17 protein-coding genes and 1 tRNA gene are annotated in these 15,359 nt (G+C 37.4%); 4 read left to right on the top strand and 14 right to left on the bottom strand.

The window, feature by feature from the left end; translation table 11 throughout:
- Positions 1-63: 63 nt before the first annotated feature.
- Positions 64-1,356 (bottom strand): Glu/Leu/Phe/Val family dehydrogenase, encoded by a 1,293-nt coding sequence (locus FS608_RS09640; protein WP_144549364.1) that lies wholly within the window; start codon positions 1,354-1,356, stop codon positions 64-66.
- A 773-nt stretch (positions 1,357-2,129) separates the two neighbouring features.
- Positions 2,130-2,226, bottom strand: a tRNA-Sec gene (locus FS608_RS30145).
- Positions 2,227-2,539: 313 nt separating this feature from the next.
- Between FS608_RS30145 and FS608_RS09635 the strand changes: the two genes are divergently transcribed.
- Positions 2,540-2,965: a DUF2621 domain-containing protein gene (locus FS608_RS09635; protein ID WP_144549362.1), complete on the top strand. Its 426-nt coding sequence runs from the start codon at positions 2,540-2,542 to the stop codon at positions 2,963-2,965.
- 263 nt (positions 2,966-3,228) lie between these two features.
- Here the strand turns inward: FS608_RS09635 and FS608_RS09630 are convergent, their stop codons facing one another.
- Positions 3,229-3,708, bottom strand: a complete 480-nt coding sequence (locus FS608_RS09630) for a CcdC family protein (protein ID WP_144549360.1) — start codon at positions 3,706-3,708, stop codon at positions 3,229-3,231.
- Between the two features lie 175 nt (positions 3,709-3,883).
- Positions 3,884-4,591 (bottom strand): cytochrome c biogenesis CcdA family protein, encoded by a 708-nt coding sequence (locus FS608_RS09625; RefSeq protein WP_098572246.1) that lies wholly within the window; start codon positions 4,589-4,591, stop codon positions 3,884-3,886.
- A 279-nt stretch (positions 4,592-4,870) separates the two neighbouring features.
- Between FS608_RS09625 and FS608_RS09620 the strand changes: the two genes are divergently transcribed.
- Positions 4,871-5,047 carry an aspartyl-phosphate phosphatase Spo0E family protein gene (locus FS608_RS09620; RefSeq protein ID WP_144549358.1) on the top strand — a complete coding sequence of 59 codons (177 nt, stop codon included), beginning with the start codon at positions 4,871-4,873 and terminating at the stop codon, positions 5,045-5,047.
- Between the two features lie 55 nt (positions 5,048-5,102).
- Here the strand turns inward: FS608_RS09620 and FS608_RS09615 are convergent, their stop codons facing one another.
- The 9 genes from FS608_RS09615 to yneA form a co-directional block, all read right to left on the bottom strand.
- Positions 5,103-6,896, bottom strand: a complete 1,794-nt coding sequence (locus FS608_RS09615; protein WP_144549356.1) for an ABC transporter ATP-binding protein — start codon at positions 6,894-6,896, stop codon at positions 5,103-5,105.
- A 1-nt stretch (position 6,897) separates the two neighbouring features.
- Complete coding sequence (locus FS608_RS09610; RefSeq protein ID WP_144549354.1) at positions 6,898-8,649, bottom strand: ABC transporter transmembrane domain-containing protein; 1,752 nt, start codon at positions 8,647-8,649, stop codon at positions 6,898-6,900.
- 151 nt (positions 8,650-8,800) lie between these two features.
- On the bottom strand, positions 8,801-9,097 hold the full coding sequence (locus tag FS608_RS09605; RefSeq protein WP_144549352.1) for a hypothetical protein: 297 nt from the start codon (positions 9,095-9,097) through the stop codon (positions 8,801-8,803).
- A gap of 183 nt (positions 9,098-9,280) precedes the next feature.
- On the bottom strand, positions 9,281-9,493 hold the full coding sequence (locus tag FS608_RS09600) for a YneF family protein (protein ID WP_373561664.1): 213 nt from the start codon (positions 9,491-9,493) through the stop codon (positions 9,281-9,283).
- A gap of 71 nt (positions 9,494-9,564) precedes the next feature.
- Entirely contained in the window at positions 9,565-10,005 is a 441-nt protein-coding gene (gene sirA, locus FS608_RS09595; RefSeq protein WP_144549350.1) for a sporulation inhibitor of replication protein SirA, read from the bottom strand.
- Between the two features lie 245 nt (positions 10,006-10,250).
- Entirely contained in the window at positions 10,251-12,257 is a 2,007-nt protein-coding gene (gene tkt / locus FS608_RS09590) for a transketolase (protein WP_144549348.1), read from the bottom strand.
- A gap of 178 nt (positions 12,258-12,435) precedes the next feature.
- Positions 12,436-12,666, bottom strand: coding sequence for a DUF896 domain-containing protein (locus FS608_RS09585; RefSeq protein ID WP_144549346.1), 231 nt, complete (start codon positions 12,664-12,666; stop codon positions 12,436-12,438).
- Positions 12,667-12,744: 78 nt separating this feature from the next.
- Positions 12,745-13,392 (bottom strand): YneB family resolvase-like protein, encoded by a 648-nt coding sequence (locus FS608_RS09580; protein WP_144549344.1) that lies wholly within the window; start codon positions 13,390-13,392, stop codon positions 12,745-12,747.
- 11 nt (positions 13,393-13,403) lie between these two features.
- Positions 13,404-13,730, bottom strand: coding sequence for a cell division suppressor protein YneA (yneA, locus tag FS608_RS09575; RefSeq protein ID WP_144549342.1), 327 nt, complete (start codon positions 13,728-13,730; stop codon positions 13,404-13,406).
- Between the two features lie 159 nt (positions 13,731-13,889).
- Here yneA and lexA point away from each other — a divergent pair, with 159 nt between their 5' ends.
- Positions 13,890-14,513, top strand: coding sequence for a transcriptional repressor LexA (gene lexA, locus FS608_RS09570; RefSeq protein WP_144549340.1), 624 nt, complete (start codon positions 13,890-13,892; stop codon positions 14,511-14,513).
- Between the two features lie 200 nt (positions 14,514-14,713).
- Positions 14,714-15,004: a DUF4257 domain-containing protein gene (locus tag FS608_RS09565; RefSeq protein ID WP_144549338.1), complete on the top strand. Its 291-nt coding sequence runs from the start codon at positions 14,714-14,716 to the stop codon at positions 15,002-15,004.
- 60 nt (positions 15,005-15,064) lie between these two features.
- Here the strand turns inward: FS608_RS09565 and FS608_RS09560 are convergent, their stop codons facing one another.
- A complete protein-coding gene (locus FS608_RS09560; RefSeq protein WP_144549335.1) occupies positions 15,065-15,319 on the bottom strand; it encodes a hypothetical protein in 255 nt (84 codons plus the stop codon).
- Between the last annotated feature and the right edge of the window lie 40 nt (positions 15,320-15,359).

The raw sequence follows: 15,359 nt of genomic DNA, 5'->3' as shown, positions 1-15,359 counted from the left end.
TCTTTTAATCAAGCTAGTAAGTTTTCGTGCACGACATTCTTTGTTTCTATGAACCTTTTAGCCTTATATCCAGCCCCGGTAACGCGAAGCTTCTGCCGGTTTTCTTATGCCAACCATGTATGCTGCTAAACGCATATCAACATGACGGGTCTGTGATGTTTGATAAATTTCTTCAAAGGAAGCGACCATTACGTTTCTCAGTTTTTCAGCAACCTCATCCTCTGACCAATAATATCCTTGATTATTTTGAACCCATTCAAAGTAAGAAACGGTGACACCACCTGTACTTGCCAGTATGTCCGGTACAAGGAGGATTCCTCTTTCATCCAAAATTTTTGTCGCTTCAAGGGATGTTGGTCCATTCGCTGCCTCCACCACAATTGTTGCTTTAATACGACCAGCATTTTCTGCTGTAATTTGGTTTGAAATGGCAGCTGGTACAAGAATGTCACATTCTTTTTCAAGCAATTCTTGATTCGTAATGACATTAGTAAATAAAGTTGTTATTGTACCAAAACTATCGCGTCGTTCAAGTAAATAATCAATATCAAGTCCTTCTGGATCATATAGAGCGCCATATGCATCTGAAATACCAATCACCTTTGCGCCGGCGTCATGCATGAATTTGGCCAAAAAACTTCCTGCATTTCCAAAGCCTTGAATTACGATTCGTGCACCTTGTAATTCAATGTTTTTTTTCTTTACAGCTTCTTCAATACAAATTGTTACACCGCGAGCTGTTGCTGTTTCACGACCGTGTGACCCCCCTAAAACAACCGGCTTACCCGTAATAAAACCAGGAGAATCAAATTCACGAAGACGACTGTACTCATCCATCATCCACGCCATGATTTGAGAATTTGTATACACATCGGGTGCCGGAATGTCTTTTGTCGGGCCGACAATTTGGCTGATTGCACGAACATATCCACGACTTAATCTCTCCAGTTCCCTAAACGACATTTTTCTCGGGTCACAAATAATACCACCTTTTCCACCGCCGTAAGGGAGATTTGCAATCCCGCACTTTAGACTCATCCAAATCGATAACGCTTTTACCTCAGCCTCATTAACTTCAGGATGAAAACGTACTCCACCTTTTGTCGGACCTACTGCATCGTTATGTTGCGAGCGGTAACCGGTAAATATTTTAATAGACCCGTCATCCATTCGTACTGGGATACGTACCGTGATAGTTCTAAGTGGTTCCTTTAACAGCTCATATACATCATCGGTATACCCTAAATTTTGAACCGCCTCTTTTATGATCAACTGAGTTGAACTTAATAAATCTTTTGTTTCACTTTGCTTATTACCTGGCTTTTGGACTTGATCACTATTAACAAGTACTGTCATTTTTCTTTACACCTCTTAGTCTATAAAATGGTTAATTTGAACCCGATCATCTAATAGAATTCTTCCATGCTGAAGTATGAAATTTGGGAAATCCCCACCTCCTGAATCCTAAAAATGAAATGAACAAAAAAGTATTTGAAGCCTTGTTTTCTTCACCTGCTCTACTCAGGTTAACTCTTCACTATAATCCAAAATATTAAACGCTTTCACACTTTCATTATTAAAAACGTAGCTTTACTTTATAATAGGAACTACATAATGATACGGAAAAATACAAAAATAAGATGAATTTTTTTAAAAAAAGACTCCCTTTAATTTGAGTTAAATAAATACTTTTGTCCTAAAACCGGCTGCCTATTTTTACGGAATCTTAAACATATAGTTTGAAGAGGTTGCGTTGTTCCGTTTAGTTGGCGGGACGTGTGGGAATCAACCCCACTAGATCTTGAACGCAGGTCTCAAGTAGTTTTCAACTTAGAGCGGGGTTATAAAGGTATTTATCGTTTAATAACCGTTTTAAAAAATATTTTTAAGACTTTACAGACAATATAAGTTCAAGTAAATAAGTATAGAAATATGTTAATAATGGTATACCTTTTTAAACACTACAAAACAAAAAAACAGCAGGGCTTCTGCTGTTTTTATAGTTAATAAAAAAGTGACTTTGGTGACCAATTGGTGACAAAAGCCATTACTATCATACTAAACTATACTAAAAATTCCCCTTATTATCTTCATTAAAAATCCTTAAAAAAACCCTTATATATCAAGGTTGGCGGGACTGCGTGGGAATCGAACCCACCAGACCTGGCACGCAGGTCTCAAGCAGTTTTGAAGACTGTGGAGGACACCAGTACCCCATTCAGCCCCATGAATATAAATATATCAATATAATTATGACTATAGAAACACAGTCTAACCTATCCTTATAGATATCTCTCTCACTTGTTATATTACAATGGAATATGGTGATAATCAATAAGATCCGCGTATTTGTCATTTTTTCGACAAGCTTTTCAATATTCAAAAAAGTATTCTTAAGTTGATATGAGATTACTTTAAAATCAATTTACAGCATAAGATCATCAGGCTAAATCCATACAATTATGTCCAATACTTGTCTAAACTTATAGAAAAAGACTATAATAAGATGAAAATATAGTTATTTATGTAGGTGAATAGAATGCTTCATGGTTGGTTTTTATGGTTTATCCTGTTCTGGGTAGTTTTCCTAGTAGGTTCTTTTGCTATCGGTGGATTTTTTATGTTCCGGAAGTTTTTAAAAAAGATGCCAAAAGAAGACGGCAAGTCTGTTATGGATTGGGAAGAACATTATGTTAATGAATCCCGTCACTTGTGGGGATCTGAGGAGAAGGAGCTCCTAGAGGATTTAGTCAGCCCTGTTCCTGAACTTTTCCGTGATGTAGCAAGACATAAGATTGCTGGAAAAATTGGCGAAATTGCCTTAAAAGAAAAGGCTCCAAAAATTACTCAAGATCTAGTAATTCGCGGCTATATTCAAGCAACACCAAAAAGAGATCATAAATTCTTACGTAAAAAGCTTTTTGAAAATCGAATTGATGTTGCTCCATTCGAGCACCTATTTTAACCGTCCATCAAGGGACGGTTTTTTGTTTTTCAATATTAATCGTATAGTCATTAAACCAAGACTTTGATTTACCGTAAGTCCTCTTTTTTACACTCTTCGGTAAATGAAACACCATGGATTTACCGCAAGTCCTCTTCTTTACACTTCTCGGTAAATGACCCCAAATACTCAATTGCAACAATGCCACTTTCGTTAATGTTTCCTAAACTTACCTAAAAATAAATCAAAAAACTGATCCAATAATGGACCAGTCCCACACCAAACTATATCTGCTTCCCACCATGCAGTTGTTTAAATAACTTTTTGTAATCCAAATACATCGCAAGCCGCCAAGGCACAATCATACAATACGCCAGGAAGAAGAACATGCCGCTTAGTTCACCAATATCGATGGTCGCACTTAGTATCGACTTCATAACTAGGCGAACAACTAAAAGGCCAATCAAAATAAAGAAAAATGCTTTGGATCGCTTTAGATAAATATCGTTATCTCGAATCTCAAACTTGGAGGTTTTAATGAGTAAAATAGAGAATAGCATCCCCACAATCGCTGCCTCGATCATTTCTGCTCCAGTTAATCTAAATTGCGGTTCAATATACATTAATGCCCCACTCGACATGAACAGAGGCGGTAGAATTATTTTACGAGCATTGGTGGGTTTTTTTGCGGCTTTCATCCGGACCACTAAGGCCAGACTACCCATAAACACCGCTCCAATTGAAGAAGCAAGAACTATGTTCATTAGATTCATTCCTTATCTAATTTATTTACTTACCCATTATAACTCAAATAAATTGATTTGAAAAAAATTATCTCAATAAAAAGTAACCCATTTTTACCAACCTAATTATTAATATAAAAAAGGAAAAACCTCCTCAGGAATTTCCTATACAATTAATATTTATATTTTTATATATTTAGAACCCTGTAAAGCCACCAAACAGATTTGAAAAGATTGATATGATTTTTGTCATCCAGTCAAAGAATAGAACAATCCCCATGACAATCATTATGTAACCACCGATTTTGACAATTTTTCCGCTGTTCTTCTTAATCCAATTCATCCGGCCAAGGAAGAATGAAAGAATAAAGAAAGGGATCGCAAAACCTAGCGAATAAGCAATCATATACATCATCCCAGAACCAGGATTAGTCGCTGCTAGCGAGATAACAAATGAAAGAATTGGACCTGTACATGGTGTCCATCCAGCCGCAAATGCCATTCCAATTAACACAGAACCAAAATATCCAGAAGGACGATTTTTAAATTCAATGCGGCGATCCTTCATCATAAACTTCGGATTTAAGATCCCAACAATCACTAAACCAAAGAAGACAATAAAAATTCCGCCCAGCTGACGAATCAGATCTTTATACTGTAAGAAAAAGCTTCCTAGAAACGAAGTTCCAAATCCAATCGCAATAAAAATAATTGAAAAGCCTAATAGAAAAAATAAGGTGTGGAGTAGACTCCGTCTTTGAAGCATGGCATTTTCACTCTTTAACTCACCAACAGACATACCTGTGATATATGAGAGAAATGCAGGATAAAGCGGTAAACAACAAGGTGAAATAAAACTTAAAAATCCTGCCCCTAATGCTAAAAATATATTTACATCTGACATATTAACACTCCCACTATAGTCGATACGTTTCTATTCTAACAAATGTTTGATATAAATGATAATGATGAACTTGAATATTTTGTGTCGCCGCTGGTTTTTCTGCATTTTACAAATAGTCCTTTACAAAATGTATATGCATAAATTGGATGGATATTTATTTACAATTCTCTTTGAAAAAATTTACAACATAGGTTATACTAGTAAAACCAATTGAAATTTGGTATATTAGTATTCTGTTTTAACCAATATTTAGGGGTTACTCTGGAAAGGAAATCGGCCGTGACAAAGAATGATTTAGTTAAATTAATTGAAAAAAAACGAGCTGAATTAATTCAAGTCGCTACTAGTAACGGCTTGACATCCTCCGTTGCGATTCGCTACAGCCAGGAGCTTGACCACCTCTTAAATGAATATCATCGAATATATATAAAAAAGGTTCCTTCTTCAGCCTGTTAAGAAAAAACTCCTATAAAAATACTAAAAGCCTGGCAGCGATGCCAGGCTTTCTTCATTAGTTAACAACATCCTCAAGACGTTCTACCACTCCATTTTGTAAAAGGAACATTTTATGGTATAACCCACCTAGAGCAAGTAGTTCTTGATGGGTTCCCCTTTCAACAATTTCTCCCTGGTGCAAAACTAAGATTAAATCAGCATCCTGAATCGTTGACAGCCGGTGGGCAATCGCAATGGTTGTTCGACCTTTTCGCATTTTGGCGAGGGCTGTTTGAATGGCTTCCTCTGTTTCTGTATCAATATTGGCAGTCGCTTCATCAAGGACCAATATCTTCGGATTAGTCGCAATCGTTCTAGCAAAGGCGATTAATTGCCTTTGACCGCTAGAGAAGGTGGTCCCTCGCTCTACTACCTTATGATCAAAACCATTCTCCAATTTTTCGATAAAAGAATGGGCCTGGACAAACCTCGCCGCCTCTTCCACTTGTTCGTCCGTCATGTCATTAGCATGCAGGCGGATATTGTCCTTTACCGTTCCGAAGAATAAAAATGGATCCTGTAAAACAAGGCCCATTTTCTCCCGGAGTTCTGCCTTTGTGAAATTTCGAATTGATTGACCGTCAATGAAAATGTCACCCCGTTCATATTCATAGAACCGCATCAGCAGATTAATAATGGAGCTTTTTCCGCTTCCTGTATGACCAACTAAGGCGACGGTTTCGCCTGGATTCGCAGTGAAAGAAATAGATTTAAGTACATCCTGCTTCCCATTATAGGAAAAACTTAAATCCTTAAATTCAATCTTTCCTTGGTCAATCGATTGGCTGTTCTCTTCCTTTTGTGCGGGTGCTAACTCTTCCTCATCTAATAATTTAAAGACGCGCGATCCTGCGACGATCGCTTGCTGGTACAAGGAAAGTCTCATCATCATTTGATTAACCGGTTCAAAAAAACGATCCAGATAGTTGATAAAGGCATATAAAACCCCAATTTCAATCACATGGTTCAAAGAAGTGAGCCCAAAATATGATAACACAATGATTAATGCTAAAACGTAAATCAAATCAATTGCTGGTCTTAACAGAAGGCCGTCAATTTTCAGATTCTTCATTCCTGCCTCAAAGTGCTGGTCATTTATCATTCCAAATTCAGCACGGAGTCTTTTTTCCTGACGAAACACTTGAATGATGCCCATTCCTGATAAAGATTCACTTAGCTTGGCATTCAACTGGCTCAGGCGTTCACGCATATCAAGGTAGAATCGTGAACTTAACTTTCGATAGAGGTTCATGACAAATAACAGCATTGGAAGGATAATGACACATAATAATCCAAGCTTGATATTCAAGATAAACATTGCAATAAAAATCCCCGATAATAAAAACCCACCTTGGATAAACGTTGCAATAACGGTCACAAACATGTCTTTAATCGCTTCGGTATCATTCGTTACCCTGGAAACAATACTGCCGGCAGGTGTTTGATCAAAATATTTTAACCCAAGTGACTGAACTTTAGAAAAAACATCTATTCGAAGTTGCTGGATAATTTTTAAAGCAAGCTCTTGGAATTTTACAAATTGAAAAAACATCAGAATAGCTTTGATGATTTGAATGCCCATATATGTGGAGCCAAGGATTAATAGAGGTTGAAAGGTGAGCTTTCCTGGCGTTAAATAATCATCGATAAAAATTTTGACTAAGATCGGAAGGACAATATCACCGATGGTTGTTAATAATAGAAAGATAAATGCCATTCCTACCAGTTTTTTATGCGGTTTCGTGTAGGACAGCAGCCGAAATAATATATTTCGTTGTTCACGGTCAGAAAGCTGTATTTTCTCTTCCATATTATTGTCCTCCATGCTCGACCAGCTCTTCTAGCTGCTGGCGTAAATACATTTGGTTATACCATCCGCCCATTTCCATTAATGCCTCATGGGTGCCTCTTTCGACAATCTTACCTTCTTCGAGCACAAGAATGAGATTGGCATGTTGAATTGCACTCAATCGGTGAGAAGTAATAATGGTTGTTTTTCCTTCCCGGTTCTGTCTTAACGAGGAAAGGATGGCTTCTTCTGTTTTTGCATCTACTGCAGATAAAGAATCGTCGAGAACCAATACTTCTGGATTCATTAAAATAGCCCGGGCAATCGAAATCCTCTGTTTCTGCCCGCCAGATAAGGACACACCTCTTTCTCCAACAACCGTATGATAACCATCTACAAATTGGAGGATGTCATCGTGGATATTCGCTAACTTTGCGGCATTCTTTACTTCCTCTTTAGTGGCGTTAGGATTTGTAAAGGCGATGTTTTCACCGACTGTAGCCGAAAACAAAAAGTGGTCTTGCGGTACATACCCAATCGCTTCACGTAATTTTTCAAGTTTGTAGGCTTGAAGTGTCTTCCCTCCAAAGGTAATTTCCCCTTGATAACTATCAAACTCTCGAATAAGCAGCTTTAATAGTGTTGTTTTCCCGGCACCCGTTTTACCCACAATGCCAAGTGTTTCCCCTGCTTGCAGTGAAAAGTGAATATCCTTTAAAACAGGTTCAGTTTCACCTGGGTAGGTAAACTTCGCAAGGTCGAATTTTATTTTTCCTGCCGGCACAACGTTTAAGGCATCCTCACGATCGGTAATATCTACTTTTTCCTGAAGGAGCAAGGTGACACGGTCATAGGAAGCCCTGCCCCGCTCAACAATATTAAACAACCAGCCAAATGCAAGCATCGGCCAGATTAGCAACCCCAAATATGTAGTAAACGAAAGTAATTGTCCGATCGTTAATTCCCCATTAAGTACATACCTGGAACCAAATACAATCGATAAAAAGAAAGAAATTCCCACAATAATAGATATCGTTGGATCAAACAGCGAATCAATTTTTGCAACAGTTATATTTTTTTGAACAACATCTTCTGATTGCTTCCGAAAATCCTCAATATCTTCCTTCTCCTGCCCAAACGTCTTAATGACTTTAATCCCAGTAATACTTTCCTGTGTTTTATCATTTAAGGACGAAAAGGCTTCTTGTGCCTGATAAAAGGTTCGATGGAGCATCGTTCCAAACCAACTCGTAAGGATGACCATAAAGGGCATTGGAATCAAACAAATTAATGTTAATTTCCAGCTGATCGTAAATGCCATCGCACAGATAACAAACCCACCCGTAGAAAGTGAATCTACAAAGGTTAACACGCCAACCCCAGCTGTTTGCTGAATCGCTTGCAGATCGTTTGTGGCATGGGCCATTAAATCGCCAATCCGACGTTTTTGGTAGAATGATGGGGACATATTGGTAAAGTGCTGATACAGTCGATTCCGCAGCAGTCTACTAAGTTTTACGGATGAACCAAAGATCATCACTCTCCAATAAAAGCGAAGAACATACATAGCCAAGCCTACAGCAACGAGTGCCCCTATCCACTGAAGGAGTATCACCTTTGTCATGGTCCCATCCTTTATTTCGTCAGCAATGATTCCAATAACCTTTGGTGGCACAAGCTGAAGGACTGCCACAAGCATTAAAATGAATATCCCAGAAATATACGCCTTTTTTTCTTTCTTAAAATACCAGCCTAAGTCTAAAAAGACTTTCATCCAACCGCCCCCAAAACACAAGAAAATTTATGCTGTTAGGAAAATTAATCCAATAACTGAGGTTTAATTTTACCAAATATTATTAAAATAAGGAAGATTAAGAATATGATCTACACATGAAAAAACACCCAATTATATGGGTGCTTTTAACTTAAAATTCTATTAGTTTATCCGCATCACCGAAAAAGCCAGTAAACCTATTATTTGAATTGCAATGAGGGCATCGAACCGTAATTTCTAAATCGATATTCTGTTGTTTGGTGCTATTGCCTGAGCTCTTCTTCAGAACAACCACCTGGTCCGTAACCGCTTTTTGGGGATCGAAATTTTTTAATTCCTCAAGTATGTTCTCCCCATTTACAAGGGCCAGATAATCAAATAGATCACCACAAAATACACAATTCTTATTACTTTGAACAACAGTAGTAGGAACCAAGTCAATTTTCATCTAATCTCCTCCCGTCCCTACTATTATACGACACAAATGAAAGCGTTCTCTTCGATCCCTATTTGTTTCATAAATTCGTCATAATATCTGATTTTTATTAAAATAAAAACCACCTGTCGGAATTTAATAAATTCAGAAAGGTGGTTTATTATTGGTCTAATCGGATCGTGTTTGCTTGTCCGTTTATTTAGATTGTTGCTTGTTCATGGCAGCCATCATTTGGTTGATCTTCTTTTGTGATGGTTTTTGACCCATTTGCATCATCATCATTTTCAGCATTTGTTCATTGATAGGCGGATTTTTCTTTAAGTAGCTCATCATATATTTACGAGCAATGAAAAATCCTAGTGCTACACCAGCTGCTAATGCCAGTATACCAACTAGAACGTAATACATATTCAACTTCCTCCTTCGTGTTGTCTACCATACAGTGTACTAAATAAAACACGATTAGACAATATCTGCAATCAGATAAATTTTCTTTCTTTTATCGGTTTTAACCAACCGTATCGTTGATGTTCAAGGTCAAGCGCTAAAAAGGATGACTCACATTTTCTTAACACTTCAAAAAAAGCAGTCTCGGCTTCATAGCTCCCTTGTGCATCAATGGTAATTAAATCTTGGAAAACTTCTAACTTTGCCGTACTTAGTTTTCCGCTTAATTCCATCGAATATGCACCATTTTCTGCTTTAAATCCCTTTATTTTTCCAAGCTGCTTTTGAATAAGTTGATGGATCTTTAGTGCCTCGACTTTTCTTGTTATATAGGAAATTTGTTTTTGGGTTATAAATTTAAGCTCACCGTTCGCTTTATGATTCTCTTGAAAAAGCTGAAAAAACAATCGCTCTCTTCCGAAGTAATGGGTCGCAAATTCATCTTCTATTAAATATAGCTGATATTTTCTCACCACTGTTCTCTCCTTCGTTGGTTACCCTTTTTACTATTATAAAAAAAGACAAGCGAAACATTTGTCTTACGGCGCCAAAAACTTCCACTATTTTTGTCGATTATCAGAATTGCAAGCTATTTTTTATATTTCGGTAGATTTTATGAATTTTCCTGCAAAAATTCTTTGTTCATATTATTATAAAAATTTTCTTTCCACACAAAAAAAGAGAACGGATAAATTCCGCTCTCCTAAAAATTACAATCTTATTTTTGCAAAAGTGCTTTTACACGTGCAGCTACATTATCTACAGTGAAACCGAATTCTTCCATAATCTTTTCTCCTGGTGCTGACGCTCCGAAGTGATCAATCGCTAATACATCGCCTTCGTCACCAGTATATTTGTGCCAGCCAAATGATGAACCAACTTCAATTCCAAGACGCTTTTTCACGCTTCTTGGTAAGATAGAGTCTTTGTATTCTTGAGATTGTTGCTCAAAGCGATCCCATGAAGGCATACTTACGACAGAAACATGAACCCCTTCTCCAGCAAGTGCTTTTTGAGCTGCTACTGCAAGGCTTACTTCAGATCCAGTTGCTAATAACAATGCATCTGGAGTTTCTCTCTCAGAAGGAGAAACCACATAGGCACCTTTAGAAACACCTTCATAAGCATTGGCATCAGTTCCTTTTAATGTAGGTAAATCCTGACGAGTTAACACAAGTGCAGTTGGTTTGTTTGTTGACTCAACAGCAAGCTTCCATGCTGCCGCAGTTTCATTTCCGTCAGCAGGACGAATCACTGAAATTCCTGACATTGCACGTAATGCTGCCAATTGTTCTACCGGTTCGTGTGTTGGTCCATCTTCCCCAACAGCAATACTATCATGCGTAAATACATAGGTAACAGGTAATCCCATCAACGCAGCTAGGCGAATTGCTGGACGTAAGTAATCAGAGAAGACAAAGAATGTTCCGCCAAAAACTTTTACTCCGCCATGAAGAGCAATCCCGTTCATTGCAGCACCCATTCCAAATTCACGAACACCAAACCAGATATTGCGGCCTTCATAAGATCCTGGCATAAAGTCTTTCGTACCTTTGATCATCGTTTTATTAGATCCTGCAAGGTCTGCTGATCCACCAATAAAAATTGGAAGATTTTTAGCAATACCATTAATTACTTCACCTGATGAGGCACGGCTTGCAAGGCTTTTCCCTTCACTATAGACAGGGATCTCCTTATCCCAACCCTCTGGAAGCTCATTATTTAATGCTTGTTCAAGCTGAGCTGCTAATTCAGGGTATTCTTTTTTATATTGAGCGAAAAGGTCATTCCACTCTTTTTCCTTTTTCTCGCCATTTTCAACGATAAGCTTTTGGAAGTTGTCGTAGACTTCCTGCGGTACATGGAAATCTTCTTCAAAAGTCCATTTATAAGATTCTTTAGTAAGTTTTAATTCATCAGCTCCAAGTGGTGAACCATGAACACCTGATGTACCCGCACGGTTTGGTGAACCATAACCGATTACTGTTCTTACTTCAATCATCGTTGGTCGTTCTAAATCATTTCTTGATTCTTCAAGTGCTTTTGCGATTTCCTCTAGATTGTTTCCGTCCTCGACACGAAGATATTGCCAGCCGTAGGATAGGAATCGATCTTTGACACTTTCTGAAAAAGACTTATTTAAGTCACCATCTAGAGAGATATCGTTTGAGTCATATAGGACCACTAAACGGCCTAGTTTCAAGTGGCCTGCAAGTGAAGCTGCTTCTGCAGATACACCCTCCATCAAATCGCCATCTCCACAAATGCTGTATGTAAAATGGTTCACAAGTTCATACTTATCTTTGTTATATACACTTGCAACATGGCGTTCTGCCATTGCCATTCCCACTGCCATTGCAATCCCTTGTCCAAGTGGGCCAGTTGTTGCTTCTACACCTTCTGTGTGGCCGTATTCAGGGTGACCAGGTGTTTTTGAGCCCCATTGACGGAATTGTTTTAGGTCATCCATACTTAAATTGAAACCAGACAAGTGAAGCATGCTGTATAACAACGCTGATCCATGTCCAGCAGATAAAACAAAACGATCACGGTTAAACCAGCGTGGATTCTTCGGATTTTGGTTCATGAAACGAGTCCATAAAGTATATGCCATTGGCGCTGCACCCATTGGCATACCTGGATGTCCAGAGTTTGCTTTCTCAATTGCATCAATCGATAAGGTTCGGATCGAGGTAACAGATAAATCATCAATATTATTAAACATGAATTACATCCTTTCCTAATGACTAGGTACTAAGTACATTTCAATTTTATATTGATACCGTGTTTTATTCAACAAATAGCATAATACTAAGAGACAAAACCCACTTTATTTTTTAGTTTGACACAGTAATTGTCGTTCTATGTAAAAAAGGAATACAAAAATTGTATCCCTGAATTTTTTAGTGAAGAGTATTTTTTTTCCTAGCTTTGATTTTTTCTGGTGTGACATCATTTCCCTCGGGATCAATGAACTTTGTGTTGGTTAGGGTATCAAGCATATTAGAACGGAATGTTGCTAAATATTCGCTTCTTAATTTTGATTGTTCTTTGGCTTCCGCTTCAGTTAATCCCGTTGATTTTGATTTTCTAGCCAACTCGTTAATTCTAGCCATTTTTTCTTTGGATAGCATGGAGTGAACCTTCCTTTCTACCTGTTTACATGACACCTGATTTTACTAAAAAAAAAACCTAATGACAAGGCAAAAGGTTTACTCTTCTTGCGATTCGATATATTCTTGATATCTTCTATGTACGGTTGCCTTGGAAATGTTATAACCAAAACCTCTCAAAGTCGCAGCTATTTCAGCAAAAATTAATCCATTCTTTCTTAACCTTACAATTTCTTCTACCGGCACCTCAATTTTTTCGCGTCCGGAAGCATCCCCTAGATTTTTTAAGTTTTTTTCAGGTTTATAACCATTCTGGACAGCCCGCTTCATGCCGCGCTTAATCTTCGCGTTATGAAGTTTTCGTTGATATTCCTCCACCATACCAACAATTTTTAAGACCATGGAATCTGATTCTGACAGTTGCAATTCCCCACTATGAGAGATACTAAAAAGTTTAATATTTTCTTTTAAAATACAGTGCAATATCGCAATTTTAGCGTTCCCTCTACCAAGGCGGGTTTCATCCTGGATTAAAACCGCATGAACTTGATCATCTTTGATTCGTTCTAATAATTGAAAAATGCCTTCTCGGTCGAAATCGTAACCACTTGCTTTTTCTTTAATGACCCTATCAATTTCAAAGTGATAGGACTCAGCAAGTTGTGTTAATTCTTCTTCTTGGCGCTTTAATGATGTTTCTTGTGTTTCTTTATTGGTGCTGACACGGCAGTATATAATTGCTTTCATTGTATTCCTTTCTATTCACCCACAGCACTAGCTAATTCTTGTGTTGATGAACCTTCTTCGTTACTTACCGGAATAATAATTTCTTCTCCAGGAAAAATTCGATCTTCATCAATTTCATTATGCTTTTTTATCCATGCAACAAATTCTTGGTTAGATAATGAATGTTGTTCGGAATATTGGTCAGAGATTCCCCAAAGTGAATCACCTTCTGAAATTGTAATCTTCAAAAACTGATCTTGATCATTTGAATGATGTTGTAAAGATAGTATGAAGGAAAATGAACAACTTAAAATAATTAGAGTAATAGCATAGGAGTATTTGTTCCATAATTTTTTCATATAAAAACACCTCTACTAAGAATATATGTTCGTTTTATTAATTTGATTATAAGTCGAACGTTTGTTTGTTGTCAACTATCTTTTCGAACTTATGTTTGTATAAAAAATACGAACATGGTATAATAAAGTCAACAAAAACCAGACGAGGTGGATTTTATCATGGCTAAAATATCAAAGCGGCAGCAGGATATCTTAGACTTCATTAAAAGTGAGGTTAAGAGTAAAGGATATCCCCCTTCAGTTAGAGAAATTGGAGAAGCAGTTGGACTAGCATCCAGCTCAACTGTTCACGGTCATTTAGCAAGGTTAGAAAGCAAGGGACTGATTAGACGGGATCCAACCAAACCAAGAGCAATTGAAATATTAGAAGCAGATATAGCTGCACATATACCAAGAAATGCGGTAGTAAATGTTCCCGTGGTTGGTAAAGTAACTGCAGGATTACCAATTACAGCTATTGAGAATGTCGAAGAATTTTTCCCGCTTCCAGAAAGTCTTGCACCTGCAGATGAACAAGTGTTCATGCTAGAAATCATGGGTGAGAGTATGATAGAAGCTGGGATACTAGATGGAGACTACGTCATTGTGAAACAGCAGCCAACCGCAAATAACGGTGATATCGTTGTAGCTATGACCGAGGAAGATGAAGCCACCTGTAAGAGATTTTTTAAGGAAAAAGATTACATACGCCTGCAGCCGGAAAATTCTACAATGGACCCTATTATATTAAGGAATGTTTCAATTCTAGGAAAAGTTATTGGCGTTTATCGGCATATTCATTAATAGAGAGTTTGCACTACGGTGCAGGCTCTTTTTTCGTCATGCTATTGGGAAAATTTTTCATTTTTATCACAACATGTAATTTATATAGTGAAAATTCAGTATTTTTACTCATTCCCATGTTGTTAATGTTTGATATAATTGTACTACACCAAGATTTACCTTAGGTCCAAAAAATTTAGGCTTAAGGAGGTTGAGAAACGGTGTTAGTCGACATTATTTTCTCTATAGTAATTGGTGGAATGGTTGGTATTGTTGGACATGTTCGTAAACACGGAAAAATCATCATGCCTAGGAAAACGAAAAGATTCATTTATCTCGGCTTTTTAGAAGAACTTCTCCTTGGTGCGGTTGCTGCGCTAATTCTTATTGTATATACTGCGCCCAATTCACTGGTGGAAAATATCCTTTTTTCGGTTATAGCTGGAATTGGCGGTGATGCCATTCTTACTAAAATCAAACTACTAAATCAGACTGAAAAGAATAATGAATAAATCAAGAGAAACGCCAAGATACAATTGTATCTTGGCGTTTCTCAAATTAATATAAGCAGTTTATTTAACTATCCTTGCTTGTATTTCTGATAATTTCACGTTAAAAAGCGCTTTATAAACTTCCGTATCCGCATCCATAAAAACGGAATGGCTCACATAATCTCCTTTTAACGTTCTACGTTCCTCATCAAATAGAAAACATTCCTGACCTTTTACTCCTGATTCTAGTAAACTTAAAATAAGATCCGGTTTCTTATACATCTTTTCACGAAGTATTTCTTGGGTTTGAGCATTATATATTTGCAGTTTATACAATTAGAGCACCTCCCAAATGTTTTCAAGTTAAGCATATAAT

The organism is Bacillus sp. X1(2014) (assembly GCF_007678255.1).
The sequence above is the reverse complement of the archived record's forward strand: the minus strand, read 5'-3'. Positions and strand labels throughout refer to the sequence as shown.